A 25,945-nucleotide genomic window follows, 5' to 3' on the forward strand; every position below is an offset into this window, starting at 1 on the left:
CCGATGTTTCCCGGCCATGTCTGCGTGGTGACTTACCGTGCCAGGCGATCAGGTAATGACGCTGGGGCTGTCCATGCCCGTAAAGCCGCGGATGTCGGCAATCTCCTGCGCCGCGGCGATCAGCGGCGCCAGCGCGTCGGCGGTTTCCATGGCCAGATTGCCATCCGGTCCGACATAGCGTTCGATATAGACGCGCAGGGTCGCGCCCTCCGTGCCGGTGCCCGACAGGCGGAAGACGACGCGCGACCCATCGTCGAACAGAATGCGGATGCCCTGGTGGCGGCTGACCGACTGGTCGGTAGGATCGCTATAGGCAAAATCGTCGGCGCTGCCGATTGTGCCGCCGCTGTTGCTGGTGCCTGGAAGAGCATCCAACTTGTTCCGCAGGGCCGCCATCAGGGCATCGGCCTTGGCCTTGGCGATCGCTTCATAATCATGCCGGGCGTAATAATTGCGGCCATAGGTCGCCCAATGATCCGCCATGATGGCAGCGACGCTTTGTTTGCGCGCAGCCAGGATGTTGAGCCACAGCAGCACCGCCCAGATGCCGTCCTTTTCGCGGACATGGTCAGATCCGGTGCCCGCGCTTTCCTCACCGCAGATCGTCGCCATGCCCGCATCAAGCAGGTTGCCGAAGAATTTCCAACCCGTGGGCGTTTCATACAGCGGGATGCCGAGTTTTTCCGCCACGCGGTCCGCCGCGCCGCTGGTCGGCATGGACCGGGCGATGCCCTTCAGCCCGGCGGCATAGCCGGGGGCGAGATGAGCATTGGCCGCTAGCACCGCCAGGGAGTCGGAGGGCGTGACATAGCAATGGCGGCCGATGATGAGGTTGCGGTCGCCATCGCCGTCCGACGCGGCGCCGAAATCCGGCGCGTCCGCCGCCATCAGCCGATCATAGAGGTCCTTGGCGTGAACCAGATTGGGATCGGGATGGTGATGGCCGAAGTCGGGGAGCGGCGTGCCGTTCATCACGGTTCCAGATGGCGCGCCCAGGCGGCGCTCGAATATCTCGGTCGCATAGGGACCGGTCACGGCGCTCATCGAATCGAAAGCCAGGGTGAAATCACCGGCGATCATCGTCTTGATTGCAGCGAAGTCGAACAGGCTTTCCATCAGGTCCGCATAGGCCGCGACGGGATCGACCACCTCAACCACCATGTCGCCAAGCTGGCGGGTGCCAAGGCTGTCGATATCGACGTCCGCTGCGTCAAGGATCTTGTAGCGATCAATGACGAGGGAGCGGGCGGCGATCGCGTCCGTCACCTTTTCCGGTGCGGGACCGCCATTGCCGATATTATATTTGATGCCGAAATCCTCGTCAGGGCCGCCCGGATTATGGCTGGCAGACAGAATCAGGCCGCCAAAGGCCCCGGACGACCGGATGAGATGCGACGCGGCAGGTGTCGAAAGAATGCCGCCCTGACCCACGAGCACGCGGCCAAAGCCATTGGCGGCCGCCATCTTGAGTACCGACTGGATGACTTCGCGGTTGAGGTAGCGGCCGTCTCCGCCGACGACCAGCGTCTCGCCTTCAAAGCCTTCCAGGCTGTCGAACACCGACTGGATGAAATTTTCCGCATAATGGGGCTGGGCGAAAACACGCACTTTCTTGCGCAGGCCCGAAGTGCCAGGTTTCTGGTCGGTGAAGGGGGTAGTGGTAACGGTCTGGATCACGCCGGCATCCTTCGCATCATTGAATATGTCCTTTTCGCGCGGCCCACCGCGTCCTGCAATGGCGCATGTTCAGCCTTTTTGCGCAAACCAGATGACATGGCGCGGCCCTTTGCCATTATCACGGGCACGAACGGCGACTTCGTCGACACGAAAGCCGGCGCTGCGCAGGCGGCGGGTGAACGCGTCATCCGATCCTGCCGACCATATGGCGAGAATGCCGCCTGGACGAAGCGCCGCGCGCGCGGCTTGCAGGCCCTTTGCATCATAGAGCCGGTCGTTGGCGGCGGCAGTGAGGCCGTCGGGTCCATTGTCGACATCGAGCAGGATCGCGTCATAGCTGCCCTGTGCGTGGGCAATTACGGCCACGACATCGTCAATCACCAGACGCACGCGCGGATCGTCGAGGCATCCGGCCGCAAGCTCCGCCATCGGGCCGCGCGCCCACTCGATGATTTCGGGCACCAGTTCGGCCACGGTGACGCGCGCGTCCGCCGACAGCGCGCCCAGCGCCGCACGCAGGGTGAAGCCCATGCCATAGCCACCGATCAACAGATGCGGGGGCTTCCCACCGCGCAGCCGGTCGATCGTCATCAACGCCAACTGCTTTTCCGATCCGCTCATGCGGCTGCTCATCAGCTCGTTTCGGTCGAGCACGATCATATGGTCGCCGCCGCGCCGATAGAGTTTCAGTTCCTGCCCGCCCGGAACGATGGCGGAGCCCAGATATTCGCGCGGCGTCATCATGATGTCCTAACAGCTTGAAAAAATCGTCTTGCGCATGGCAGCTTGGCTTGCGTCGCGCAAATGCTACCGGCCGTCGCGCGTTTGGACCGCCGCTTGGCCGACTGGCGCCGGCGATGCTATCCGCCGCTCATCCCCCCGAATCGACACAGGCAAATGTCCCCTCCATGCGCTATTTCCTCGACACAGAATTTAACGGTTTTGGCGGCACGCTGATCAGCGTTGCCCTGGTGCCCGAACATGGCGACCAGGAATGTTATGTTTCGCTGCCGTTGCCCGAAGTGATCGAGCCGTGGGTGGCGGGGCACGTCATTCCTTATCTGCGGCATGTGCCGCCGGGTATCGATCATGAACTGGATCGCGTCGAGGCGGCCGATCTCGTCGCAGCCTATCTAGCCGGCGATTCCGACCCGGTGATTATCGCGGATTGGCCGGAGGATTTGGCGCATTTTTGCGCGCTGTTGGTGACGGGGCCGGGACGGATGGCGGGCGTCGATTTCGGCCTGAAGCTGGAACTCATCAACGCAGCGGGCTTCAGCGCGGCCGCCAACAGCCGCGTGCCGCACAATGCACTGCACGATGCACGGGCGCTGCGCGATTTCTACATGCTGGACCGGGCCGGCTGAGCCCTGCCGATCCGGCTGCGCTCCAGCCACCAGAGCAGGGCGCTCACCAGCAGCCAGGCGGCGGCGAAGGGCCAGGCGGGACCAGGCGCTTGGCGGGTCGCTTCGGCGGCGGTTGTCGGGGCGCCGCGCAGCAACAATGTTGCGTCCCTGTTACGGGCGCTTTTCATGGCAGGCAGGGCGTCGCCCGGCTGGACGTAAAAGGACATGCCTCCCGTCTTTGTGACGAGCCGATGCCATCCCGACTGCGCTGGCCAGAAGGCGGCGCAATCCGCGACAGGTTGCAGAGCAATAGCGCGACCGGCGGGCTGCTCGACCGAGGCGCGCGGAGCAATTCCGCACAGCGCTACACGTTCGCCTGCCCAACTGATCGCTGGGGGTGAGAGCAGCCTTGGTGCGGGGCGGACGACCGCGCGAATGAGGCCTCTCCACCAGTCGTCATAGAGGGGTGTTCGGCCGGTAAGAACCAGTGCGTAGCTGTCGACGCCCGTAAAAAGCGCGACACGCCCCCGTCCCTGCGGTCGCCATGCCGCGATGGGCGCGTCGCCCGCATCGTGCAGCAGGGCCACAGACGTTCCGCTTGAGGGCGACAGCGCCAAACGGCTGACGTCCGGAAGGAAATCGGCGGGCAGACGCAGATCATCAGGCAAGATTTCAGTCGGGATGCCAAGGCGCGTGCGCGCAATTGGAGCAGGGGCCGCTTTTGGCAGGGCCAGCGGGGCAATGCTGTTGGCGCCGGTGAGCGCGAACCCCAGATTGCGCCACTGGGATCGGGTCGCGGCGTCCAGCGGGCCGGTGGGGCGGAGTATCAGGCCCAGGCCGTTGCGCACCGCGGCCATGAGGGCAGCTCGCTGGCCGCCCAGCGCCGTCCAACTTCGGTCGTCGATGACCACAATGTCGAACTGGCCGAGGGTGGCGGCATTGATGGCGATCGGGGCATCCCCCAGCGAGATGCCGCCGCCTGCGCTGATCTGGCTCGTGACGTCGAACCCTGCGTCGGTGGCCCAGCGGCGAAGATATTTGATTTCGGGTCCAGGCGCGGCGGCAAGGAGCAGGAGGCGCTGCGGCTTTGGCTCCAGGACGACCAGCGGGACCGAAGCCTGCGCCATAGTGCGGTCTTTAGTCCGAACACGCAAGGTGAAGAGGCTGTTTCCTGCGGCGCGTGCCGTGCCGGTCAGGCGCACGTGCCCCTGCTGGTCGGGCGTTGTCCTGTCTGTCACACGTCCGGCCGGATCGAGCAATTCGACGATTGCGTTGTTCGTCGGTGAGACTGTGGCGCCCACATCGAAGCTGTCTCCGGGAGCGGCGGCAGTTGGTGGCGTCAGGGAGAGGATACCGCTTCCTTGGGCGGGCGGGTCGAAGCGCACTGCAAGGCCCGATGCGGCCTCGATGTCGCGGGGGGTGAGGCCAGCCCCCAGCACCGTGATGCGTCGAGCCTCCGGATGGCGGCGCAGGCCGGTGGCGAGATCGGGCACATGCTCGGCGCCCTGGACAGGGCCGGCTTCCGGCAGGGCCAGCGTGAGTGCGCCAGCATTGGGAGTGAAGCGAGGGGCACCGGCGGTCGCAATGATGAATGTGCCGCCCTCGACCGGAATGGGCGGCGGGTACAAAGCCAGGAACAGCAATGCGGCGCAGGTGGGTTGCAAGACGAGCAACGCGGCTAATCGCAGCCAATGCGGATGGGGCGATGCGCGATGCCACAGGATGAGGCGAATGGCTGAAATCAGGACGGCGATCGCCAGGATCGCGGCAGTGACATGCTCCATCGTCATGAACCGCCCCCCTGTATCATTTGCAGATAGCGGGCGCCCATGTCGTCGGGACGTCTCCTTGGCAAGGCTTGGCCCATCGGTCGTTCCATGGCGGTCCAGAGCAGGGATTGCAGACGGGCGCGACAAGCTGCGCAGCGCGGACTCTGGCGCAGGGTGTCGATTGCGGCGGTAAGCGCCAGCGGATCGGGTAGCCGTCCTTCATTGGCGCGGACCCAGTTGCCAAGCGCTGTCAGGTCGGGAGCGGCGCTGCCCTCCAGCGCACGCCATGCCGATGCGGCGGGGCCATCGCTGCTTTTGACGCTGGCAAGGGGAAGCGTCCGGCTCGCAATGCCGTCCCGCTCGCCCGTCATGCGGCGGGTGGGATCGATGGGCGGAAGTTCCGGGCCGACTTTCGACAGGAAGACGCGTGTTGCCTGCTGCACTTCCTTGATGAAGCGCAGGGCGCGGTTGGCATAAGGCAGGGCAAGGTCTGGCCGTCCCTGCTTGAGTTCGCGTTCCGACCCCCACATTTCATCGACCGCTTTTTTCAGGGTCGCACGCGTCTCCGGGTCGAGGCTGGAGGCAGGGGATTCGTCATGAGGGTGGCCAAATTCCGCCAGCACATCTTCGGGGGCGCCGAAACCTGCGCTCGCTTTGGCGGGCGGGCCATGATCATGGCCATCCCCATCGGAGTGACCCTGCGCATCGGCGGTTGGCAGCGTGGGTTCGCCCTCCTCTTCGCCGCCAAGAAACTGGCTGTAGCGGCCGCGCAGAATTTGCTGATCGTTGCCGATCGTGCCGGAATTGACGAGGTAGCGATCGGCCGAGAGGCTGCCCTTGCGTTTGAGAAGGGCTTCGGCATCGATGATGATTTGACGCTGGCTGCGGAAATAGGCGGGCAGGGTGGTGTTCACCATGCCTTCCAATCCGCTGCTTTCCGGCGCGCGGGCCGATGGCCACCGCAGAATGACGCTGGGGCCGCGTACCTCCTGCGGGGCGGGGCTGCGATTGTCGCGGACGATGAGTTGCACCACCATGTCTCCGCCTGCCGCAAAGCCGAATCGGGCGAAATCGAGGCTGGGGGCGAAACGGCGATCGCGGGCCGCGCCGGTGCCGCTGACGGGAATTTCTCGTTCGGAAAAGGTCACATTTTCGCCTTCGCCAATGGCAAGCGTGACGCGCAAGCGGGCGGACGCCGCGACCCCATAATCATCGGTCGCGGCAAAGGCAGGGGTCCAGTTGCGCTGGCCCGGTTTTACGAGGGTTAGCGCCGGGCTGAGCGCTTTCACCTGCGGCGGGTTGTCGGATAGCGCATCGATGCGATGAAGCGGCGGGGTAGGGCCGCGACCGGCGGCGGCATCGACCCGGTACAGGAAGGACCGATCCAGCGTCATGCCCGTGACCCAGCTATCGCCATCGCGGCGGAGCGTCAGCGGCTTGCCATCGACCAGCAGCAGGCGGGGGGCCTTCGCTGCCGGATCAAATCGCAAGGTCCATTCCAGCCGCGAACCGAGCGGCGCTTGCGCATCAAGCCTGGCGGAGTCGCGCCTGGGAAGCGCGGTATAGGCAGGTGGCAGGATGCGGAGATTTTGGGCAATCAGTCGCGGAAGGCCGGGCGCGGCGGCGATGCCTTCCTGGCTGGGCGCAAGGGGCGGCGGACCTTCGCCGGGGCGCGGCCACAGCACCATGGCGACGACGATGAGGACGGCTGCGCACGGCAGTGCAATCAACCACCCCCTTGACCAAGGGGCAGCGAGGTCGTGCGGCGAGCCTTGGTCGAGGCGATCGGCGATCCGTGCGCGCTGAAGCGCCTGAAGGGGGGTCGGTGTTGCAGGGGGTAGGAAAAGCAAGGCACTGCTGTCCTCCAGGTCCGGGCGGGATGCATCCAGGCGGCGGATGAGCCAGGCGCGGTCATGGCTAATGGCCCGTTTGCGGGCGATGAGCAGCGCAAGTCCGCCCCCGATCACAGCCATCGCGAGCGCGACAGAAGGGCCGAAGACGCGCCAGGCCATAGCCGAAAGTGCGGCAAGGACAGGCAGGGCGAGGCCAATTATATCAAGGACCGACCGCTGGCGCGCCGGGGCGACCCATTGTGCAAAAAGACTCTCGGCGCTCATGGCGACGGGTTCCGGCTGCGTCGGGTCGCCAGCCAGCGTTCGACGCCGAAGAGCAGGGCGATGAGCAAAGCAAGCCAGGGCGTCAGCGGCTGTGGCGGCAGGTCATAAGCGCGCGCGACCGGCAAAGGCGCATAATCGCGGGCGGCAACGCGATCCGGTGGGCTGGATGCCGGGTAAAGGGCATCGCGCAGTTGGACCGGGAAATCCGCGTCCAGGAGCAGCGGCATGGCATCGGCGCGAAGCGGGCGCGTCAGGCGAAGGACGAAGCCTTGGCCAAGACGCGCGGCCTCGCCCAGAGGCAAGCCCAGTTCGTCGCGCCAGACGCTAACGAAACGGACATTTTCCGGCAAGCGGGCGTCATGGGGCAGCAGCAAGGTGCCGCCCTGAGAGGTCCAGTCCTCAACGCTTTTTGGGACTGCGCCAGCCCCCAGCCACGCGAGCGCCCGGCGACGATCGGGAAGGGGGGCGGTCAGATCGCCACTATCGGAAGCGGCTTCCTTTTCAGTCTGCCACGCCTTGGCGACCGCGCGCAGATAGCGTGCGCCATCCTGATGCGCCCTGTCATGGCGTATCGCAAGAGATGTCGCAGGCGGTTTGGCGGGAGGGCTTGACGGCATGGCGCCCGGCTGAATTCGCCACGTTGCCGTGCGCGACAGCTTGATGCGATCGGCGTCCGCGCCACTGATGATTTGAGGGGTCACGATGGTAAGGGCCGCGCCCTGCGGCAGATCAGCGTCCAGTTCCCGGATCAGGCTCGCGACGGAAATGGGACCGCGCGGCTTTTCGGTGTCGATTTTCGGGAAGCCGGGCGCAAGCCAGTGAAGCCGCGCTTCGGGATAAGCGGTGGGGTCGATCCCGGCGCCGGGAATGACCGCGACATAGGGGGAGTCATCGGCAGCGCCCCACAGCACGGGCCTGGCGAGGAAGAGCGCAAACAGCGTGAGCAAAGCCAGCCGGACGAGCAGCAGAGGCCATTCGTCGAACCGCAAGCGCGATCGAGGGCGGGGCCTTTGCCGCAGCCAGCGCAGCGCGGCGAAATCGGTTGGCTGTTGCTCGCTGCGGCGCGCGATATGGATGACGAGCGGAACGATCAACGCGGCCAGCGCAGCCAGCGCGGCGGGAAATAAGAGACCGAGACCCATCGCGCTTAGCCCACCGTGCCCTGCGCCGAGAACAGGCGACGCAAAGGCAGATCGACCGGCTCATCCAGCACATGCGTCACATGGCCTATGCCCACGGCATCCAGACGGGCGTGCAGCGCTTCCCGCGCTGCACGAAAGCGCGCCAGAAATTCGGTGCGGAGCGCAGGGCCGTCCGCCAGCAATTCCTCGCCTGTTTCCGGGTCGCGAAACCTATAGCCTCCGGTAAAGGGAAAATCCCTTTCGGCGACCGTCAGCATTTCGATCACCAATGTCTCGCGCCCTGCCGAAGCCAGCTTTTCGGCCAGGGCAATGGCTTGTTCGTCGAAAAAATCGCTGAGCAGGATCACCAGATCATGCGTGCCGACCCTTTCCCATAACGGGCCAAGCTGTTGGTCCGAAGCGAATGCCCGATCGGCGCTGACGTCCAGCAATTCCAGCATCATGCGATCGCGCTGACGCAATCCTGTCGCGGGGGGCAGCAGGCGAAGGCCCGCGTCACCGAGCGCCATGAAGCCGAACCGATCGCCTTGCTGCATCGCAAGCTCTGCGATGGCCGCGGCGATCGCCTTTGCAGCGTCAAGGCGGCTGTAGTCGGGCCGGGTGGCATCGCGCTGATCCATCGATGCGCTGGCGTCGATCAGAATCCAGACCGCGACAGGGCTTTCACGCTCAGCCTCACGCACGAAGAATTTGTCGGAGCGGGCGTACAGCTTCCAGTCGATCTGACGCAGTTCGTCGCCTGGTTCGTACGCGCGATATTGTGCGAATTCTAGGCCTGCACCCCGGCTATGACTTTGATGTAGGCCGATGCCATGCGAGCCAACCGCCCTGCGCGTGACGAGGCGAAGGCCGCGAAGGCGGCTGCGCACGTCTGTGGGCAGGAAATCGACCATGGCGGGGCGGATCAGGCCAACGGAACCGCGCGGACGAGCGCAGCGACAACGTCGTCGGCGCTGCGACCCTCCGCTTCTGCCGCGAAAGAGAGCAGCAGGCGGTGGCGCATCACCGGCGCAGCCAGCGCGGCAATGTCGTCGCGCGTGGCGGCGAGGCGGCCGTGCAGCAGGGCGCGTGCCTTGGCGCAGAGGATGAGCGACTGGCCGGCGCGCGGGCCGGCGCCCCATTTGACATATTTGCGAATGTCTTCGGGCGCTGTTTCGCCCGGGCGACTGGCGCGGACGATGCGCGTGACCCAGCCAAGCAGTTCGTCGCTGAGATGAACGTCGCGCACCATCCGTTGCAGCGCCAGAACTTCCTCGCCAGCCATCACCATCGGCACCGCGCCGCCGTCCGCGCCGGTGGTCTGGGCCAGGATCGCCCGTTCCTCCTCCTCGGATGGGTAATCGACGCGGACATGAAGAAGGAAGCGGTCAAGCTGCGCTTCGGGCAGGGGGTAGGTGCCCGCCTGCTCCAGTGGGTTCTGGGTCGCCAGCACGAAGAAGGGGCGGGGAAGCTGATGCGTGACGCCGCCATAGCTGACGGTCTTTTCCTGCATCGCCTCCAGCAGTGCTGCCTGGGTCTTGGGCGGCGTGCGGTTGAGTTCGTCGGCGAGCAGCAGGTTGGTGAAGATCGGGCCTTGCTGGAAACGGAAGCTGCGATGGCCGGTGCCATGGTCCTCCTCCAGCAATTCCGTGCCCAATATGTCGCTGGGCATCAGGTCGGGCGTGAACTGCACGCGGCGAAAATCAAGTTTCAGCGCTTCGCCCAGCGAGCGGACGAGCAGCGTCTTGCCCAGGCCCGGAACGCCTTCGAGCAGACAATGCCCACCGGCCAGAAGGCCGATCAAAAGCTGCTCCACGACATCGGCCTGGCCCACGATCGCCTGGCCAATTGCGGCGCGCAGGTCGGTGAGGCGTGCGAGGCGAGCCTGGATATCGGCTTCGGTAAGCTCGGTCATGATAGTGATGGCCCTTGTTTGACGCGCGATTGAAAAGTTACACCGACAGCGCGTACATCACGATGTTGACGGCGAATTTCGTGTTGTCTTCGGCCAGGAAGCGCTTGTTGCGCCAGTCATAATCCCATTCGCAGCCATAATCCTTGTTGCTGTAGAGAACGCCCAGGCGGCCGTTGACCTCTATGCCCTTGAGATATTTATGGACGAGGTCGTCGCCCCAGCCATTGAGTTCGAGCGCGGTGTTGGGCGGCCCGTCGAATTTGAAGAAGCTGCGGTAAATGCCATGGCTGTCGGGCAGTTCGATCATGGCTTTGGGGCCGAAGATCTTGGCCATCTGGGCTTCGAAAGATCGGGCGAACAGGCCGTCAATGTCATGGTTGCAATCATCGACCATGACAAAGCCGCCACTGCGCACATAGCGTTCGAAATTCTGACGCTCGGCCGGCGAAAATTCGACGAGCTTATGACCGGCCATATAGCAGAAAGGCGCGGTCAGCATGCGCGGGTCGGACAGCGCGATCACATGCTCCTTGGGGTCGACGCGCAATGTGGTGTAATCAATGAGCGAAGTGATGATGTTGGATGGGGTGCGCTGGTCAACGTCCCAGTCACCTGAATCGTAGCGCAGCCGGGTAAACCAGAAATCATATCCGCCCGTTGCTGCGGACAGCGGCCCGGCCAGCATTGTGCTGGACAGGCCGCCCGCCATCAGCCGGAGAAATTCGGCGCGCGTCATCCTCCGGCCGTCGTCCTTACACCGCGTCCGACAGCGACGTGAAGGTGAAGTCGCGCAGCTTCATCGGCGGAATCACCATAGTCGTATCCGATTCGTCGCTCTTCACCCGCACCGGCTTGCCGAATTCCTCGACATTGTTGAGCATGATGACGGGGCTTTCGTTGAAGCGGAAATTCTTGATCGGATATTTGATCTGGCCATTTTCGATATAGAAAGTGCCGTCGCGGGTCAGGCCGGTCAGCAGGACGGTCTGCGGATCGACCATGCGGATATACCAGGTGCGCGACACCAATATGCCGCGCTCGGTCGTGCGGATGAGGTCGGCGGTGGATTTGGTGCCGCCTTCCATGATGATGTTGCCAAAGCCGGCCTGTTCGGGCTTTCCCTGCTTTTGCGCCCAGTAGCGGCTATAGTTCATGTTCATAAGCTTGCCGTTCTGGATGATCGGCATTTTCTTGCGCGGCAGGCCTTCATCGTCCCAGGGGTAGACCGCCGCACCGGGATAGGCCGGGTCGGTAAACATCGTCACCTGCGGACCGTAGACCTGTTCGCCCAGCTTGTTGCCGCCGCCCTTCTTGGACAGGAAGCTGCGCCCTTCGTCCGCAGACCGCGCGTCGAAGAAATACATCATGAAGGCGACGAGACCAGCGGCTGCGGCAGGCTCCAGGATGACGGTGTATTTGCCCGGCTCCAGCGCCTGCGCGCCTGCAGAGGCGCTGGCCTTGCGCATGGCGACGCGAATATCCTCGCCCGCGTTGAACTGGGCGACGTCCTGGACATTATGACCGACCCAGCCTGAGCCGCGGCCGTCCTGCGTGCGAACGGTGCAGGTATAGTCGCTGCTGGTCGAAGTCTGATAACCGTAATTGCCCTTGCTGTTCATGAAGGCGACGAATCCCGCCTGATCTTCCAGATAGCCTGCGGCCACCAGATTTTCCGCGCGGCACGGTCCGATCGAATCGCTGGCGACCTTGGCGCGATAGGCCGGGTCGATGGCGGCGGTCGGCGCGCTGAACGTGTCGGTCTTGAGGTAGGTCTGCTGCGGTACGGCAGGCATGAATTCGGGGTTTTCCGGCGCCAGTCGCGCCAATTCCTCGGCGCGCCGCACCACGCGCTGGAGCGAGGCGTCATCGAACTGGTTGATCGTGGCGGTGCCTACGCGCTTGCCGAACGCGACCTGCACGGCAAGCTGGACGTCATCGGTCACACCGGCGGTCGACACGTCGTTGCGGGCAAAGCGGACATTGCCGCGCGTCGCGCCATTCAGTTGCGCGGTGCATTCGTCGGCCTGCGAAAAGCCCACGACCTTGGTCAGGATCGCCTTGGCCTGCGCTTCGGGAAGGATGCTCATCTGTTTATCTCCTAAAGCGTATCAGCCGAGCGAACGCGCGGTGTTGATGACATTGATGCCGTTGAAGCGCGCGGTCGAGGAGCCGTGCGATACGGCGGACACCTGCGCAGGCTGGCCCTTGCCATCGAAGAAGGAACCGCCGAGGCGATAATCGCTGGCGTCACATATGCCCGCGCACGCATTCCAGAATTCGGGCGTGCGAATCTGGTAGGCGACATCCTCGATCTGCTGGCCGATCTTGCCATTCTTGATTTCGTAGAAAAGCTGACCGCCAAATTGCGCATTGTAGCGCTGCTGGTCGATCGAGAAGCTGCCGTCGCCGATGATGTAGACGCCGTCTTCCACATCGGCGATCATGTCGGCCACGCTCATCTTCTGCTTGCCGGGTTCCAGGCTGACATTGGCCATGCGCTGAAACTGCACGTTGGACCAGCTGTCAGCATAGCAGCAGCCGTCCGACTCCGTCTTGCCCTCGATATGCGCCTGGTCGCGGATCGCCTGATAGCCGACGAGCTTGCCGTCGCGGATCAGGTCCCATTTCTTGGTCTTCACGCCTTCATCGTCATAGGCGACGGCGCCCAAGCTGCCGGGCTGGGTCTTGTCGGCGACGATGTTCACCTTGTCGCTGCCATATTGGAAATGGCTTTGCAGCTTGTCCATCGTGGCAAAGCTGGTGCCGGCATAATTGGCTTCGTAACCGAGCACGCGATCGAGTTCGAGCGGGTGGCCGACCGATTCGTGGATGGTGAGCCAGGTGTGCGACGGATCGAGCACCAGGTCATATTTGCCCGGCTTGACCGAGGGGGCGGCGATCTTCGCCCTGGCCTGCTTGGCCGCGGCGATCGCATCCTCCTTCATGTCATAGGACTGGCCATAGACCGTCACGCCGTTGGGCAGCACGGTTTTGCCCGACGCCGCGCCGTCGAGATACTCAAAGCCAAGGCCCATGGGAGCGGAAAGGCCTTCGCGCGTGCGGAACTTGCCGCTCGCCTGATCGACGGCGGTCACTTCCATCGGTGCCCAGATGCGGTGCACATCCTGGTCGATATAGCTGCCGTCGGTGCTGGCGAAATATTTCTGTTCGTTGACGAGGAACAGCGTGGAGCGGATGAAGCTGGCCCCCGCATCCAGCGCGGCGGCGTTGACGCCCATCAACAGATTGACCTTGTCCTTGATCGGCACGGTCATGCTGTTCTTGACGATCGGCGTGCGCCAGCTGACTTCGCCCACACCCTTGACGGGCGCGAGTTGCACCGGTGCGCTCTGGCCCGGTGCATTGGCCCTGGCGATGGCGACGGCTTCCCGCGCGGCCTTGGCGACGGCGTCTGCCGTCATGTCGTTGGTTGCGGCAAAGCCCCATGCGCCGTCTGCGATGACGCGTACGCCGACGCCCGTCGATTCGGTGTTGACGATGTTTTCCACATTACGTTCGCGCGTGATGACGAACTGGCGCAGATATCGGCCGATCCGCACGTCGGTGTAGGTCGCGCCGGCGCTCTTGGCCGCATTCATCGCGGCGTCCGCCAATTGCTTCTTCACCGCCACGTCGATGGCGCTATCCAGCGCTTCTGCGGCGATGACCCGCCCGAAAGCGGCCGGCAGCACGAGGCCGCCCACGCCCATGGCCCCGAAGGCCAGAAAATCGCGTCTATGCAAGATGTGTCTCCCACCTGCCCATGCCCGCATGATGCGGGTCGGATTATGCCGAATATCTGGCCACCGGCCGTATTGGCTTGATAAGACGGCATCATTGCCGCCCGGACGGGCGGGGGTCAAATATCTTTTACGGTCGAACAATTTTGGTTCCGCCGCTTTCGACACATGTCATCTGTCGAAAATAGATAGGCAGGATGAGAGCGCGCCGAACGATCGAAAGCGGACGCGCCAAAGAGCCGGCCCGCAATGAAGTTTTGTGAGAAGAAATGTGGTCGGGGAAAGAGGATTCGAACCTCCGGCCCCTGCCTCCCGAAGACAGTGCTCTACCAGGCTGAGCTATTCCCCGACCGATGCCGAAGCCGCTTTTTGACGGCGACCCCGTAAGGCAGGAGTGCGCCTATAGAGAGGGCGTTCCGGGCTGGCAAGCGGGCAGCGCCGCTTTTTTTGCGGGGCTTTAGAGAAGCCCGGCCGCGCGAAAGCTGAACCACTGATCGCCCGCGGCAATGAGGTGATCGGCGACATGAAGGTCGAGCGGCTTGATGCTGCGGATGACTGCGCGCGTCAGGATGATGTCATCGCGCCGGGGCGTGGCCGCCTCGCCGGCCGGGCGACGTTGCAGGAGGGCGATCCAGCGATGGTCGTCGCTTAGCAGGCTGTGCAGGAGCGTCGTCCAGTTGTCGATTACCGGCAGCAGACGACAGGGTCGCCAGCCTTCATCCAATACCGTCACGCACAGGGCCGCTGCTTCCGACATGGCGCAACAGTGCGATCAACAGAAGACGCCGCACCAGACAGAAGCCTCTCCGCTTTGGAGTTAATCGGCCGCAACAACCTCCATATTGAACCACGATTGGCGGGCGGGGCTGGCTGCGTTAGAGCCACATGCGCCAGAGTCATTTATGCAGGACATCATCTTGACCGAGACACATGCTTCGTCTGCGCCCCATTATGAGCAGCAATATCTCGACCTGATGCGCCACATCTGGTCGCATGGCGACGAGCGGATCGATCGGACCGGCATTGGTACGCGGTCGATATTGGGGGCGACGCTGCGCTTTTCACTGGCGGATGACGCGGTGCCGTTGCTGACGACCAAGCGGGTCTACTGGAAGGTCGCCGCGCGCGAGATGCTGTGGTTTCTGACCGGCGACACCAATATCCGCGAACTGGTGCGGCAGGGCGTGCATATCTGGACCGACTGGCCGCTCGATGCCTATCGCCGGGCCACCGGTGAGGCGATCGACCGCGACTCGTTTGAGGCGCGCATTATCGAGGATGCCGAATTTGCCCGCCAATGGGGTGATCTGGGGCCAGTTTATGGCGCGCAATGGGTGAATTGGCCGATCTATGAGCCGGTCGGCGATGGGCTGTATCGCAAGGCGGAGAAAGGGCGCAACCAGATTGCTGATCTGATAGAAGCAATCCGCTCGACCCCTGGATCACGCCGGTTGCTGTTTACCGGCTGGAATGTAGCGGAGGTGCCGCAAATGGCGCTTCCTCCCTGTCATATGACCTATCAGTTCCAGGTGGCGGAGGGGAAGCTCAACGGCCTGCTCTTTCAGCGCAGTTGCGACCTGGGCCTGGGTTTTGCGTTCAATATTTTCGGGCTGACCATGATAACACGGATGCTGGCACAGCAATGCGACCTGCTGCCTGGCGAGGTCATCTGGCAGGGCGGCGACGTGCACCTGTATCTCAACCACGCGGCATTGGTGGAGGAGCAATTGTCGCGCGTTCCGCAAGGGGCGCCGAAATTGCGGATCCATCGGCGGCCTTCATCCATTTTCGATTACAGGATCGAAGATTTCGAGGTGCTGGATTATAGCCCGCAAGCCCACATTGCTGCGCCGGTCGCCGTCTAAAAGCGAGACCTTAAGGCGACAGTAAAAGAAGAAATTGGGTCAGCATGGCTTGCCTTTTTCGGCGCTGAAACATAATATCTGCACGAAGCAATATTATTGCAATGCACCATAGGAGCCAGGATGAGCGATCCCCTTGGATCAGTGGAGGGACAGGCGAGGCGCAATCTGCCTTCGCTGAAGCTGCACGTACCCGAACCGCCGGCGCGGCCGGGTGAGGCGGCCGACTTCACCCATTTCGATATTCCCGCCGCCGGCGCGCAGCCGCGACCCGATGAGACTGCTCAGCCCGCTGACATGCGGGACATGGCCTATGGTCTGGTGCGAGTGCTGGATGACGGTGGACAGGCGGTGGGCCCCTGGGACCCGCGACTACCGGCCGAGACATTGCTCAAGATGCTGCGCTACATGGCGCTGACCCGGGCGTTCGACGCCCGGATGTTTCGCGCCCAGCGACAGGGCAAGACCAGTTTCTACATGAAGTCGACGGGCGAGGAGGCGGTGTCGATCGGCGCTGCGATGGCCTTGTCACGCGACGACATGTGCTTCCCCAGCTACCGCCAGCAGGGCATATTGATCGCGCGGGACTGGTCCCTCGTCGACATGATGAACCAGATTTATTCCAACAAGGGTGACCGGATGAAGGGCCGCCAGCTGCCGATCATGTATTCGGCGCGGGAGGCCGGCTTTTTCTCGATCTCCGGCAATTTGACGACACAATATCCCCAGGCCGTCGGGTGGGCGATGGCGAGCGCGGCCAAGGGCGATACGCGCATTGCCGTGACTTGGTGCGGCGAGGGGTCTACGGCGGAGGGGGATTTCCATTCCGCCTGCACTTTTGCGAGCGTCTATCGCGCGCCGGTCATCATGAATGTCGTGAATAATCAATGGGCTATCAGCAGCTTTTCAGGCTTTGCCGGAGCGGAGGCGACGACCTTTGCCGCGCGCGCCGTGGGCTATGGCATCGCCGGCCTTCGCGTCGATGGCAATGACGTGCTGGCGGTCTATGCCGCGACGCGCTGGGCGGCGGATCGCGCCCGCGCCAACGCAGGTCCGACGCTGATCGAACATTTCACCTATCGCGTCGAGGGCCACAGCACGTCGGACGACCCCAGCGCCTACCGCTCGGCCGAGGAAAGCAGCCAATGGCCGCTTGGCGATCCGATCGCGCGGCTCAAGGCGCATTGCATCGCGCTGGGCATCTGGGATGACGATCGCCACGCCGCGATGGACAAGGAACTGGCAGAGCATGTCCGCGATGCCGCGCGCGAGGCAGAGAAGAACGGCATTTTGGGTCATGGGCTGCACCATCCGATGGAGAGCATGTTCGAGGACGTGTTCGAGGAAATGCCCTGGCATCTGGAGGAACAGAAGCAGCAGATGCTGGACGAATGGAAGGCGGCAGGCCTGTGACGGAGACACATGATATCGATGCCGTGAATGCAGTCATGACGCAGGATGAAGCGCAGGCCGACGTGCGGCAAATGAACATGATCCAGGCGATCAACAGCGCGCTGGACGTGATGATGGACCGGGACCCGGACGTCGTCGTCATGGGCGAGGATGTCGGCTATTTCGGCGGCGTGTTCCGCGCCACGGCGGGCCTCCAGCAGAAATATGGCAAGAACCGGGTGTTCGACACGCCGATCACCGAATGCGGGATCATCGGCGTTGCGGTGGGAATGGGCGCCTATGGCCTGCGCCCGGTGCCCGAAATCCAGTTCGCCGACTATATCTATCCCGCGCTCGACCAATTGGTGAGCGAGGCGGCGCGTCTGCGCTATCGGTCGGCGGGCGAGTTTGTTTCGCCGATGACGGTACGGTCGCCTTTTGGCGGGGGCATCTTTGGCGGCCAGACGCACAGCCAGTCGCCCGAAGGCATCTTCACCCATGTGTCGGGCGTCAAGACGGTCATCCCGTCAACGCCCTATGACGCCAAGGGGCTGCTGATCGCGGCGATCGAGGATAATGATCCGACGATCTTTTTCGAACCCAAGCGCATCTATAATGGTCCGTTCGATGGCCATTATGATACGCCCGCCAAAAGCTGGGCCGGTCATGCGCAGGCGCAGGTGCCGCAGGGCTATTATCGCATCCCGCTGGGCAAGGCGCGCACAACGCGAGCGGGCGAGGCGCTGACGATCCTGTGCTATGGGACGATGGTGCATGTCGTCGAGAACACGGTCGCGGCAATGGGCGTCGACGCGGAGATCATCGACCTGCGCACGCTGGTGCCGCTAGATATCGAGGCGATTGAGGCGTCAGTGCGTAAAACGGGCCGCTGCCTGATCGTGCATGAAGCAACGCGCACCAGCGGCTTTGGCGCGGAACTGCTCGCACAGGTACAGGAACGCTGCTTCTACCATCTCGAAGCGCCGATCGAGCGCGTCACCGGCTTCGACACGCCTTATCCGCACAGCCTGGAATGGGCCTATTTCCCCGGACCCGTGCGCATTCGCGAGGCCATCACCAAGATCATGAAGGATTGAGCGCATGGCTCTCTTTACATTCAAGCTGCCGGATATCGGCGAAGGCATTTCCGAGGCCGAGATTGTCGGCTGGCACGTCAAGGTGGGCGACCGGGTCGAGGAAGACCAGCCCATCGCAGACATGATGACGGACAAGGCAACGGTCGAGATGGAAAGCCCGGTGGCGGGCACCGTCGTGCGGCTGGCAGGCGAGCCGGGCGATCAGGTGCCGATCGGGTCGATGCTTGTCGAAATCGAGGTGGAGAGCGATGCCCCCGCTGCGCCCCCGCCGAGCGAAGAGACGATCGAAGCGGAAACGCCGGGCGAGGCCATGGTGGAGGAGGCTGCCGCGCCGGAAGCACCGCCCGCGCCGACGCCGACGGCAACGCCGACGCCTGCGCCCACACCTGAGCCGGCCGTCGCGAAGGACGAGCCTGTGCTCGCGTCGCCCGCCGTGCGCGTCCGGGCGAAGGAACTGGGCATTGATTTGGGTCAGGTGAAGCCGAGCGGGGATCGAATCCGCCACGCCGACCTCGATGCCTATCTGCTTTATGGCGCGGGGCAGGGCTATGCGCCCGCTGGGCGGTCTGCGCGCCGCTCCGATGAGCAGGTCAAAGTGATCGGCATGCGTCGCCGGATTGCGGAAAATATGGCCGCGTCCAAGCGTCACATTCCGCATTTCACCTATGTCGAGGAAATCGACGTGACCGCGCTGGAGGAGCTGCGCGAGCAGCTTAACGCCGGTCGCGGCGAACGGCCAAAATTGACGATGCTTCCCTTGCTGATCGTCGCGATCTGCAAGGCAATCCCCGATTTTCCGATGCTCAATGCCCGTTATGATGATGAGGCGGGCGTGGTAACACGCCATGGGTCGGTGCATCTGGGCATGGCGACGCAGACCGATGCAGGCCTGATGGTGCCGGTGATCCGCGACGCGCAGGATCGTAACGTCTGGCAATTGGCGTCCGAAATCCGTCGACTGGCGGAAGCGGCGCGCAGCGGCAAGGCCAAGTCTGAGGAACTAAGCGGGTCGACGCTGACACTGACATCGCTCGGGCCATTGGGCGGGGTGGCCACCACGCCCGTGATCAATCGGCCAGAGGTTGCGATCATCGGTCCCAACCGCGTGATCGAGCGGCCGGTGTTTCGCGGCAAAGAGGTCGTCGCGGCGAAGCTGATGAACCTGTCGATCAGTTGCGACCACCGCGTGGTCGATGGCTGGGACGCCGCGAGTTTCGTGCAGGCGGTGCGCAAGTTGCTGGAAGCGCCGGCATTCCTCTTCGTCGATTAACGGAAAGGTTGGGCGCCTATTTCGTCATCACGACGACGGCGCCCTCCCGCACGTCCGGCTGGAAGATCATGCGGGCCGCACGGGCCAGCATCTTCCACCGGCGCTTGCTGAGCCAGCGGCCCGAATAGTCGCGCGGCTGGTAGAAGGTGCTGTAAAGTAACGAGGGCATGGGCAGGACGCGAAAGCCGGTAAAGCCCGCCTCCCGGCCGCGCGCCATGATGAGATGAGGCGGCATGTCGCGTTCGTTGACGCCGAACCGCGCCATCGCCTCTATCGATTCCTCGGACTGGCTGTGGCCTTCGCCCGGCTCATGGGTGATCAGTATGCCGCCGGGCCTCAGCGCGCGCCAGGCGGAGCGGATGGCGAGCGCTTCATCCTCGGCATGATGCAGCGAATCGAAGAAGATGGCGGCGTCATATTGGCCGTTCAGATCGAGATGCTCAAAGTCGCCGCAGACGAAGTCCGTGCGTGGCTCCACGTCGTTGAGCCGGGAATTGTCGCGCGCCACGGCGATCATGTCCGGCGCGATATCCTGCCCTGTCACCTGATAACCCAAGCGCGCATAGAAGATGCTGGTCCAGCCGCCGCCACAGCCCAGGTCAAGGATGCGGGCAGGCGGGGGCGGCAGCAGCCGCATGATGAAGCCGATCGCCGCCAGGTGAATGCCGCATTCCGGATCGGAAAAAGGCTTGTTGAGCGAATGTTCGACGCCCTGTGCGCCAAGATTGGCGAGATAGGCGCGCTCGGCGTCTTTGGGCATCATGGGGTCTCCGGTCGGCGCATCGCCCTAGAATAGCTGGCGACCGGCCTCAAGCCCCTGAAGATGCCTTTAGCGCAGGAGCAGGCGATAGCTGAGGCGGCCTGACTGGCCGGGCGCGGCATGCGGCAGTGGCCAGCGTATATGGGTCACATCTGCGGGAACGGCCCGGCGCACGCCACCAAGCGGCGTTGGCAGCCATAGATCCTCCAGCCGTCCCCAATGAGCGCCGCCGTCGACTGACATCTGCATTATCGGGTTATCTATGTCCGGTTCCAGCCCCCGTGGGACAGGGCGGGTGATGGCGACATTGCGCAGCGGGGCAGGGCCATCGTTGCGCCAGTCCAGAATGACGATCAACTGGTCGCCGGGCGCTGCCTGCCTGGCGCTAGCGACGATTCGACGCGGGCGCCCATTAATGTCCGCAGCCACACGTTCGACGAAGGTCTGGCTCGTGAGCCGCAGCGGCGGTTGCGCGGAAGCCGGGGCGGCCGACGCCGCCAGCCCCTGCATCGCCATAAGGACGGCCAGCCGCAACGATATGATAGTCATGCCACGCCCCCCAATTGCCGGCACGGCCCCAGATAGCGGCTGGAAACGAAAAAATGGTTAAGTGGCTCTTTTCCCTGTCAACAGTCCTTAGGCTTTGCAAATTGACGTAGGGCAGCGGTCAGCGCACATCCCTGGTGTGAGCAGCATGAGAGAATCGGGCGTGACGGCGGCGGAACAACAGGAAATAAACCGCAGGCGCGACCGTCTGCTCGCGTCGATCGCGCTGTCGACCGGACTGGGACTGATCGTCGCCTTGCCCTTTGCCCTGCGCGCGGGCGCGGAGTTTTTCCTGCCGTTGACGGCCGCGCTGGTGATCGCGATCGCCCTGGTGCCATTGCTGGAATGGATGGAGCGGCGCGGCCTGCCATCGGGACTGGCGGCGTTGCTGGCGGTAATCGGGTTCCTGCTGGTGGCCAATACGGCGCTGGTCCTGATTGTCGTGCCGGCGACCGACTGGTTCAGCGCGCTGCCTCAGCGTCTGCCGCAGATCCAGGCCAATCTGGCTCCAGTCATTGACCTGTATTCCAATTTGCAGCGCTTCGTCGATGAAACGGTGCAGATGCTGGCGACGGGGCCGGTGGCGGCTGCGCAGACGGCGGTGGTCGACGCGCCGCGATCGCTGCTGCAATTTGCTGCGACGTCGGCGCCAGCGGCGATCATCCAGATGGTCTTTGCCTTGCTGATCATCTATTTTTTCCTGGCGGGGTGGACCCGGCTGCGGCGGCGGACGATCAACAGCCGGGGCAGTTTCGACGGGGCTTTGGCGGTCGCCCGTGTGATCCAGAATGTGGTCGATGCGACATCGGCCTATGTCATCACGATCGCGACGATCAATCTGTGCCTTGGCCTGGCCGTGGCAGTGGCGCTGTGGCTCATCGGCATGCCCTCGCCATTGATGTGGGGCGGGATCGTCGCCCTGCTGAACTTCGTGCCCTATTTCGGTCCGATGCTGGCGGCCGCCTTGCTGGCGCTGGGCGGTTTGATGGTGTTCGATGACGTGTGGTTCGCGCTGCTGCCCGCCGCCTTGCAGATCGCGTTTCATCTGGTCGAGGCCAATGTCGTCACGCCGATGCTGCTGGGGCGGCGATTGACCATGAACCCCCTGCTGATCCTGGTGTCCCTCACATTTTGGGGATGGGTATGGGGAACGCCCGGCGCACTGCTGGGGGTGCCGTTGCTTATCATCCTGCAAACTGTCGTGGCGGCGGCTGGAACGCCCGATATCGCGGGTTTCCTGTTCGAGCAGGGGACGCTGACGGTGCCGCGCGTGAAAGAAAATGCGGATAAGGACGAAACAGATGGCGCGGACGGTTGACAGTATCTTCTGTCCCGCATAGACGGCCGCCCACACCGAACGCGGGTGTAGCTCAGTTGGTTAGAGCGCCGGCCTGTCACGCCGGAGGTCGCGGGTTCGAGCCCCGTCACTCGCGCCACTTTTCCAGGTTTGGGAAAGCGGAACAAAGGTTTTCAGATATGCATCGTCTGGCGACCATAGGGTCGCGATGAGATGCCGCCCTGCGCGGGTGTAGCTCAGTTGGTTAGAGCGCCGGCCTGTCACGCCGGAGGTCGCGGGTTCGAGCCCCGTCACTCGCGCCATTCCTGCCATGGGCAGGACATCAATATTTCTGCCAGATCCCGGTTTCCATCCACCGCATCAATTGCTTGAGCGGCAGGAGCCAGATCCATACGACGCCCAGCACGACATAGACCGGGACCTGCGCCCAGACGGGCATGCTGCCGATCCAGCCGGACAGGCTGCCCACCATCACGGCCCATGCCAGAATGAGCCCTACGATCGCCAACATGCCCACAGGCTTGCGCCAGCTGGGTTGGTGATGGTGGCGGGGGTCGATGGTCATGCTTCTGTCCCCTCGATCATTTCCACTTCGGTCAGGATCATATGCAGCGGCAAATCCCAGGGGTCTGCCGGCACGGCCTCCAGTTCCTGAACCGACCAGCCCATCCCAATGCGCAGCGCATCGGGAAAGCGCGCGAAGGCGCGATCATAATAGCCGCCGCCCTGACCCAACCGGTTCATCGCGCGGTCAAAAGCGACAAGCGGCGCCATGATGGCGTCCGGACTTACGGGGGCGCTTGCCGCGCCTGGATGGCTGGTGCCATAGAGGCCGGGCACCAGCGTGTCATCGCCATTCCATGCCAGAAAATCCATGCCGCCCAGTCGGTCAAGGACGCGCGGCAGGGCGACCACCTTGCCCATGGCCAATAGCTGCGGCGCGAGCCGCTGCGCCGGCGCTTCATCGTCGAGGCCCATGTAGAGCGCCACGACGTGGGCGTCGGCGAGGCCTCGCGCCAGCGGCGAGGGCATGGCCTTGAAGGCGAAGCGGTGAGCAAAAGGATCAAGCGCCGTGACGAACTCACGCCGACGCAGGCGGGCCGTTGCGCGCAGGCTGACCTTGTCGGCGGCGGGGCTCTGGTCGCTCATCATCGGCTTTCGTTCAGGCTGGGGAGGGTGACGGGACCGCCTCGGTCGTTTGCTGGAAAATCCTCTGACGCCTCAACGTCAGGTGGGGACCATGTAGATCGGGCCTGAACCCGCCCAGGGACAGCCCCCGTGGATGTGATTATCGCCTCAGGGATGTTCGCTAAAGCTCGTGCCGCGCAGTGCCCGTCGTCCTATAATCTAAGCGGCCGCGGCCGCCGCGGCAAGGGTCTCGCGCAGCTTTTCGATACGGCCCGCCAGTTGCTCGACCGCCTGCGCCGCCTGATCGTCGTCGGCCTCTAGGCTCAGCTTTTCCTGGCGGCCCGCTTCCGCCTTGCGCAGATCGGTCAGTTCGTCGGCCAGAAACAGCGCGGCGAACAAAAGTGTGCGCACTTCAGTCAGGCCCGGCGTAGATCGCTGAGCGACCCGAGCTTTTTCCTCTATCAAGTTTGCCAGCTGCGCGAGATGCGGTTCGTCCCCGTCGCGGCAACGGATGTCATAGTGACGCCCAGCGATTTGCAACGTCGTTTCAGCCATCGCTGCGCCCCTTAAGTTCGCTGATTAACGCATCGAGCGAGCGGAGCGCGGCATGGGCCGCGGGCACGTCGATCGATGGGTTGGGGGACGCGGCGGCCGACATATAGCGTGCCACATCCTGCTCAAGGCGGCCGACAGCCCGTTCCAGCGCACCAATCGCCTGCATCATCCGCTCACTTGCCATGGACTCGTCATAGCCAAAGCGCAGCCTTCGCAAAAGCCCGCCAGCACGCGGACGGGCGCGGCTTTGCCCCCGGCCATGGTTGACGCATGGGACTTGACGCGACAAAGGAAAACGCAACTCGACTCGCCGACTTGCGCGCGCCCTTTTGCAGCGCGCCAGCCCAGGAAAGACGCCCGCCTACCATGACCGTTTCCGAAAAATCGCTCGCCAACGCCATCCGCGCGCTGTCCATGGACGCCGTGCAGGCCGCCAACAGCGGGCACCCCGGGATGCCCATGGGCATGGCAGATGTCGCGACGGTCTTGTTCAACGACCACATGAAGTTCGATCCGAGCAAGCCCGACTGGGCCGATCGGGATCGCTTCGTCCTGTCGGCTGGCCACGGATCGATGCTGATCTACAGCCTGTTGCATCTGACCGGCTATGCCCGCCCGACGATCGAGGACATTGCCAGCTTCCGACAACTGCACAGCCCCTGCGCCGGGCACCCGGAAAATTTTGAACTGGCTGGCGTCGAGGCCACCACCGGGCCGTTGGGTTCGGGCCTTGCGACGGCCGTCGGCATGGCGATTGCCGAACGCCATCTGAACGCCCAATTCGGCGACGATCTGGTCGACCATCGCACCTGGGTGATTGCAGGTGACGGCTGCCTGATGGAGGGCATCAATCATGAAGCCATCGGGCTGGCCGGTCATCTGAACCTGGGGCGCCTGATCGTCCTGTGGGACGACAACAAGATCACCATCGATGGCGCGGTCGACCTGTCGAGCAGCGAGGATGTGCTGGCCCGCTATGCTGCAACCGGCTGGCATGTCGTGTCGTGCGACGGCCATGACGTCGCCGACGTGCGCCGCGCGCTGGCGGAAGCCGTGGCCGATCCGCGTCCGTCGATTGTCGCCTGCGCGACCAAGATCGGTTACGGCGCGCCGAACAAGGCGGGCACATCGGGCGTGCACGGTTCTGCGCTTGGCGAGGATGAAGTCGCCGCCGCGCGCGCATTCCTCGGTTGGGGCGCCGAACCGTTCGTTATCCCCGACGATGTCGCCGCCGCCTGGAGGGCGATCGGCGCGAAGGGGCGCGATCGTCGCGCCGCCTGGGAGGAACGGCTGGCAGGTCACGCGCAAGGCGGCGAATTTTCCCGGCGGATGGCCGGCGAACTGCCCGCCGACTTCTCGCTGGATGCCTATATCGATAGCCTGATCGCCAATCCGCAAAAGGTCGCCACGCGCAAGGCGAGCGAGCTGGCGCTGAGCGCGATCAACGACTTGCTGCCCGAAACGCTGGGCGGCTCGGCTGACCTTACCGGATCGAACAACACCAAGACCAAGTCGACCGGCCCGCTGACCCGCGACGACTATGCCGGACGCTATGTCTATTATGGCATCCGCGAATTTGGCATGGCCTGCGCGATGAACGGCATGGCGCTGCATGGTGGCGTCATCCCTTATGGGGGCACGTTCCTGGTGTTCTCCGACTATATGCGCGCTGGCATTCGCTTGGCGGCGCTTCAGCAGCAGCGGGTGATCCACGTCCTGACCCATGACTCGATCGGTCTTGGCGAGGATGGCCCGACGCACCAGCCGATCGAGCATGTCATGTCGCTGCGCATGATTCCCAACTTGGACGTCTATCGCCCGGCGGACATTGTCGAAACGGCTGAGTGCTGGGAACTGGCGCTCAAGGATGCGACCGGCCCGTCGGTGCTGGCGCTGACCCGCCAGAACCTGCCGCAGCTTCGTACCGAAAAGAGCGAGAATTTGTGCGCGAAGGGTGCTTACCGCCTGATCGCGGCAACGGCAGAGCGCAAGGTCGTGCTGATCGCCACGGGGTCGGAGGTTGAAATCGCCGTCGCCACCGCGAAGGCGCTGGAAGACAAAGGCATTGGCGCGGACGTCATTTCCATGCCCAGCTGGGCGCATTTCGAGGCGCAGCCGCAATCCTACAAGGACGATCTGCTGCCGCAGCATGTGCTGCGCGTGTCGATCGAGGCGGGAACGACCTTTGGCTGGGAACGCTATACCGGCATTGCGGGTCTGCGCTTCGGCATCGACAGCTTTGGCGCGTCTGCGCCCGCGCCTGCGCTTTACGACCATTTCGGCCTGACCGCCGCGAAGATTGCGCCGCAGATTGAAGCGGCGCTCAATTCCTAACCGACAACAACACACCAGG

General features: G+C 63.8%; 24 protein-coding genes and 3 tRNA genes. 9 read left to right on the plus strand and 18 right to left on the minus strand.

Annotated elements, in window-relative coordinates:
- Positions 1 to 48: 48 nt before the first annotated feature.
- Together SAB01S_RS10910 and SAB01S_RS10915 are read right to left on the minus strand one after the other, a co-directional pair.
- Positions 49 to 1,677 (minus strand): alpha-D-glucose phosphate-specific phosphoglucomutase, encoded by a 1,629-nt coding sequence (locus tag SAB01S_RS10910; RefSeq protein WP_062733048.1) that lies wholly within the window; start codon positions 1,675 to 1,677, stop codon positions 49 to 51.
- 69 nt (positions 1,678 to 1,746) lie between these two features.
- Positions 1,747 to 2,418, minus strand: coding sequence for a spermidine synthase (locus SAB01S_RS10915; protein ID WP_062733131.1), 672 nt, complete (start codon positions 2,416 to 2,418; stop codon positions 1,747 to 1,749).
- 167 nt (positions 2,419 to 2,585) lie between these two features.
- Here SAB01S_RS10915 and SAB01S_RS10920 point away from each other — a divergent pair, with 167 nt between their 5' ends.
- Positions 2,586 to 3,044, plus strand: a complete 459-nt coding sequence (locus SAB01S_RS10920) for a hypothetical protein (RefSeq protein ID WP_031297935.1) — start codon at positions 2,586 to 2,588, stop codon at positions 3,042 to 3,044.
- Here SAB01S_RS10920 and SAB01S_RS10925 read toward each other — a convergent pair.
- From SAB01S_RS10925 to SAB01S_RS10970, 10 genes are all read right to left on the minus strand, one after another.
- On the minus strand, positions 3,020 to 4,813 hold the full coding sequence (locus tag SAB01S_RS10925; RefSeq protein ID WP_062733049.1) for a hypothetical protein: 1,794 nt from the start codon (positions 4,811 to 4,813) through the stop codon (positions 3,020 to 3,022). The two genes, SAB01S_RS10920 and SAB01S_RS10925, sit on opposite strands and share 25 nt — an antisense overlap.
- Positions 4,810 to 6,909: a hypothetical protein gene (locus tag SAB01S_RS10930; RefSeq protein WP_062733050.1), complete on the minus strand. Its 2,100-nt coding sequence runs from the start codon at positions 6,907 to 6,909 to the stop codon at positions 4,810 to 4,812. The genes SAB01S_RS10925 and SAB01S_RS10930 overlap by 4 nt, the downstream gene beginning before the upstream one ends.
- Positions 6,906 to 8,051 carry a BatA domain-containing protein gene (locus tag SAB01S_RS10935; RefSeq protein WP_062733051.1) on the minus strand — a complete coding sequence of 382 codons (1,146 nt, stop codon included), beginning with the start codon at positions 8,049 to 8,051 and terminating at the stop codon, positions 6,906 to 6,908. The genes SAB01S_RS10930 and SAB01S_RS10935 overlap by 4 nt, the downstream gene beginning before the upstream one ends.
- Positions 8,052 to 8,056: 5 nt before the next feature.
- Complete coding sequence (locus SAB01S_RS10940; RefSeq protein WP_062733052.1) at positions 8,057 to 8,944, minus strand: DUF58 domain-containing protein; 888 nt, start codon at positions 8,942 to 8,944, stop codon at positions 8,057 to 8,059.
- A gap of 11 nt (positions 8,945 to 8,955) precedes the next feature.
- Positions 8,956 to 9,945 carry an AAA family ATPase gene (locus SAB01S_RS10945; RefSeq protein ID WP_062733053.1) on the minus strand — a complete coding sequence of 330 codons (990 nt, stop codon included), beginning with the start codon at positions 9,943 to 9,945 and terminating at the stop codon, positions 8,956 to 8,958.
- A gap of 37 nt (positions 9,946 to 9,982) precedes the next feature.
- Positions 9,983 to 10,681: a DUF4159 domain-containing protein gene (locus SAB01S_RS10950; protein ID WP_062733054.1), complete on the minus strand. Its 699-nt coding sequence runs from the start codon at positions 10,679 to 10,681 to the stop codon at positions 9,983 to 9,985.
- 16 nt (positions 10,682 to 10,697) lie between these two features.
- A complete protein-coding gene (locus tag SAB01S_RS10955; protein ID WP_021225711.1) occupies positions 10,698 to 12,032 on the minus strand; it encodes a TldD/PmbA family protein in 1,335 nt (444 codons plus the stop codon).
- Positions 12,033 to 12,053: 21 nt separating this feature from the next.
- Complete coding sequence (locus SAB01S_RS10960; RefSeq protein ID WP_062733055.1) at positions 12,054 to 13,688, minus strand: TldD/PmbA family protein; 1,635 nt, start codon at positions 13,686 to 13,688, stop codon at positions 12,054 to 12,056.
- 269 nt (positions 13,689 to 13,957) lie between these two features.
- Positions 13,958 to 14,034: transfer RNA gene (locus tag SAB01S_RS10965), tRNA-Pro, on the minus strand.
- A gap of 108 nt (positions 14,035 to 14,142) precedes the next feature.
- Positions 14,143 to 14,418, minus strand: a complete 276-nt coding sequence (locus SAB01S_RS10970; RefSeq protein ID WP_245646460.1) for a JAB domain-containing protein — start codon at positions 14,416 to 14,418, stop codon at positions 14,143 to 14,145.
- 184 nt (positions 14,419 to 14,602) lie between these two features.
- Between SAB01S_RS10970 and thyA the strand changes: the two genes are divergently transcribed.
- From thyA to SAB01S_RS10990, 4 genes are all read left to right on the plus strand, one after another.
- Entirely contained in the window at positions 14,603 to 15,550 is a 948-nt protein-coding gene (gene thyA, locus SAB01S_RS10975) for a thymidylate synthase (protein WP_370309218.1), read from the plus strand.
- A gap of 120 nt (positions 15,551 to 15,670) precedes the next feature.
- Complete coding sequence (locus tag SAB01S_RS10980) at positions 15,671 to 16,960, plus strand: 3-methyl-2-oxobutanoate dehydrogenase (2-methylpropanoyl-transferring) subunit alpha (protein ID WP_062733058.1); 1,290 nt, start codon at positions 15,671 to 15,673, stop codon at positions 16,958 to 16,960.
- 71 nt (positions 16,961 to 17,031) lie between these two features.
- Positions 17,032 to 18,036: an alpha-ketoacid dehydrogenase subunit beta gene (locus SAB01S_RS10985; RefSeq protein WP_062733132.1), complete on the plus strand. Its 1,005-nt coding sequence runs from the start codon at positions 17,032 to 17,034 to the stop codon at positions 18,034 to 18,036.
- A gap of 4 nt (positions 18,037 to 18,040) precedes the next feature.
- Complete coding sequence (locus SAB01S_RS10990; protein WP_062733059.1) at positions 18,041 to 19,306, plus strand: dihydrolipoamide acetyltransferase family protein; 1,266 nt, start codon at positions 18,041 to 18,043, stop codon at positions 19,304 to 19,306.
- 16 nt (positions 19,307 to 19,322) lie between these two features.
- Here the strand turns inward: SAB01S_RS10990 and SAB01S_RS10995 are convergent, their stop codons facing one another.
- Positions 19,323 to 20,069 (minus strand): class I SAM-dependent methyltransferase, encoded by a 747-nt coding sequence (locus SAB01S_RS10995; protein WP_062733060.1) that lies wholly within the window; start codon positions 20,067 to 20,069, stop codon positions 19,323 to 19,325.
- A 66-nt stretch (positions 20,070 to 20,135) separates the two neighbouring features.
- Positions 20,136 to 20,615 carry a hypothetical protein gene (locus SAB01S_RS11000; RefSeq protein ID WP_062733061.1) on the minus strand — a complete coding sequence of 160 codons (480 nt, stop codon included), beginning with the start codon at positions 20,613 to 20,615 and terminating at the stop codon, positions 20,136 to 20,138.
- A gap of 145 nt (positions 20,616 to 20,760) precedes the next feature.
- On the opposite strand from SAB01S_RS11000, the gene SAB01S_RS11005 reads away from it, so the two are divergent.
- The 3 genes from SAB01S_RS11005 (at position 20,761) to SAB01S_RS11015 (ending at position 22,211) form a co-directional block, all read left to right on the plus strand.
- A complete protein-coding gene (locus SAB01S_RS11005; RefSeq protein WP_370034159.1) occupies positions 20,761 to 21,930 on the plus strand; it encodes an AI-2E family transporter in 1,170 nt (389 codons plus the stop codon).
- A gap of 41 nt (positions 21,931 to 21,971) precedes the next feature.
- Positions 21,972 to 22,048: transfer RNA gene (locus SAB01S_RS11010), tRNA-Asp, on the plus strand.
- Positions 22,049 to 22,134: 86 nt separating this feature from the next.
- Positions 22,135 to 22,211: transfer RNA gene (locus tag SAB01S_RS11015), tRNA-Asp, on the plus strand.
- 20 nt (positions 22,212 to 22,231) lie between these two features.
- Here SAB01S_RS11015 and SAB01S_RS11020 read toward each other — a convergent pair.
- From SAB01S_RS11020 to SAB01S_RS18480, 4 genes are all read right to left on the minus strand, one after another.
- A complete protein-coding gene (locus SAB01S_RS11020) occupies positions 22,232 to 22,474 on the minus strand; it encodes a DUF2842 domain-containing protein (RefSeq protein WP_062733062.1) in 243 nt (80 codons plus the stop codon).
- Entirely contained in the window at positions 22,471 to 23,058 is a 588-nt protein-coding gene (locus SAB01S_RS11025) for a 5-formyltetrahydrofolate cyclo-ligase (protein WP_062733133.1), read from the minus strand. The genes SAB01S_RS11020 and SAB01S_RS11025 overlap by 4 nt, the downstream gene beginning before the upstream one ends.
- Positions 23,059 to 23,256: 198 nt before the next feature.
- A complete protein-coding gene (locus SAB01S_RS11030; RefSeq protein WP_021225724.1) occupies positions 23,257 to 23,592 on the minus strand; it encodes a cell division protein ZapA in 336 nt (111 codons plus the stop codon).
- A complete protein-coding gene (locus SAB01S_RS18480) occupies positions 23,585 to 23,776 on the minus strand; it encodes a hypothetical protein (protein WP_157078332.1) in 192 nt (63 codons plus the stop codon). Before SAB01S_RS18480 ends, SAB01S_RS11030 begins: the two co-directional genes overlap by 8 nt.
- A gap of 182 nt (positions 23,777 to 23,958) precedes the next feature.
- Here SAB01S_RS18480 and tkt point away from each other — a divergent pair, with 182 nt between their 5' ends.
- Positions 23,959 to 25,926 (plus strand): transketolase, encoded by a 1,968-nt coding sequence (gene tkt, locus SAB01S_RS11035; RefSeq protein ID WP_062733063.1) that lies wholly within the window; start codon positions 23,959 to 23,961, stop codon positions 25,924 to 25,926.
- Positions 25,927 to 25,945 lie beyond the last annotated feature (19 nt).

This window comes from Sphingobium abikonense NBRC 16140 (genome assembly GCF_001598335.1).
In the GTDB taxonomy this organism is placed as follows: Bacteria; Pseudomonadota; Alphaproteobacteria; order Sphingomonadales; family Sphingomonadaceae; genus Sphingobium; species Sphingobium abikonense.

Excerpts from the sequence above, each read along its gene's own strand:
- tkt (WP_062733063.1), top strand. The coding sequence starts at position 23,959 with ATGACCGTTTCCGAAAAATCGCTCGCCAACGCCATCCGCGCGCTGTCC.
- SAB01S_RS10930 (WP_062733050.1), bottom strand. The coding sequence starts at position 6,909 with ATGAGCGCCGAGAGTCTTTTTGCACAATGGGTCGCCCCGGCGCGCCAG.
- SAB01S_RS10955 (WP_021225711.1), bottom strand. The coding sequence starts at position 12,032 with ATGAGCATCCTTCCCGAAGCGCAGGCCAAGGCGATCCTGACCAAGGTC.
- SAB01S_RS18480 (WP_157078332.1), bottom strand. The coding sequence starts at position 23,776 with ATGGCAAGTGAGCGGATGATGCAGGCGATTGGTGCGCTGGAACGGGCT.
- SAB01S_RS11005 (WP_370034159.1), top strand. The coding sequence starts at position 20,761 with ATGAGAGAATCGGGCGTGACGGCGGCGGAACAACAGGAAATAAACCGC.
- SAB01S_RS10990 (WP_062733059.1), top strand. The coding sequence starts at position 18,041 with ATGGCTCTCTTTACATTCAAGCTGCCGGATATCGGCGAAGGCATTTCC.
- SAB01S_RS10985 (WP_062733132.1), top strand. The coding sequence starts at position 17,032 with ATGAACATGATCCAGGCGATCAACAGCGCGCTGGACGTGATGATGGAC.
- SAB01S_RS10935 (WP_062733051.1), bottom strand. The coding sequence starts at position 8,051 with ATGGGTCTCGGTCTCTTATTTCCCGCCGCGCTGGCTGCGCTGGCCGCG.
- SAB01S_RS10950 (WP_062733054.1), bottom strand. The coding sequence starts at position 10,681 with ATGACGCGCGCCGAATTTCTCCGGCTGATGGCGGGCGGCCTGTCCAGC.
- SAB01S_RS10945 (WP_062733053.1), bottom strand. The coding sequence starts at position 9,945 with ATGACCGAGCTTACCGAAGCCGATATCCAGGCTCGCCTCGCACGCCTC.
- SAB01S_RS10915 (WP_062733131.1), bottom strand. The coding sequence starts at position 2,418 with ATGACGCCGCGCGAATATCTGGGCTCCGCCATCGTTCCGGGCGGGCAG.
- SAB01S_RS10925 (WP_062733049.1), bottom strand. The coding sequence starts at position 4,813 with ATGACGATGGAGCATGTCACTGCCGCGATCCTGGCGATCGCCGTCCTG.
- SAB01S_RS11000 (WP_062733061.1), bottom strand. The coding sequence starts at position 20,615 with ATGACTATCATATCGTTGCGGCTGGCCGTCCTTATGGCGATGCAGGGG.
- SAB01S_RS10920 (WP_031297935.1), top strand. The coding sequence starts at position 2,586 with ATGCGCTATTTCCTCGACACAGAATTTAACGGTTTTGGCGGCACGCTG.
- SAB01S_RS11020 (WP_062733062.1), bottom strand. The coding sequence starts at position 22,474 with ATGACCATCGACCCCCGCCACCATCACCAACCCAGCTGGCGCAAGCCT.
- SAB01S_RS10995 (WP_062733060.1), bottom strand. The coding sequence starts at position 20,069 with ATGATGCCCAAAGACGCCGAGCGCGCCTATCTCGCCAATCTTGGCGCA.
- SAB01S_RS10940 (WP_062733052.1), bottom strand. The coding sequence starts at position 8,944 with ATGGTCGATTTCCTGCCCACAGACGTGCGCAGCCGCCTTCGCGGCCTT.
- SAB01S_RS11025 (WP_062733133.1), bottom strand. The coding sequence starts at position 23,058 with ATGAGCGACCAGAGCCCCGCCGCCGACAAGGTCAGCCTGCGCGCAACG.
- SAB01S_RS10980 (WP_062733058.1), top strand. The coding sequence starts at position 15,671 with ATGAGCGATCCCCTTGGATCAGTGGAGGGACAGGCGAGGCGCAATCTG.
- SAB01S_RS11030 (WP_021225724.1), bottom strand. The coding sequence starts at position 23,592 with ATGGCTGAAACGACGTTGCAAATCGCTGGGCGTCACTATGACATCCGT.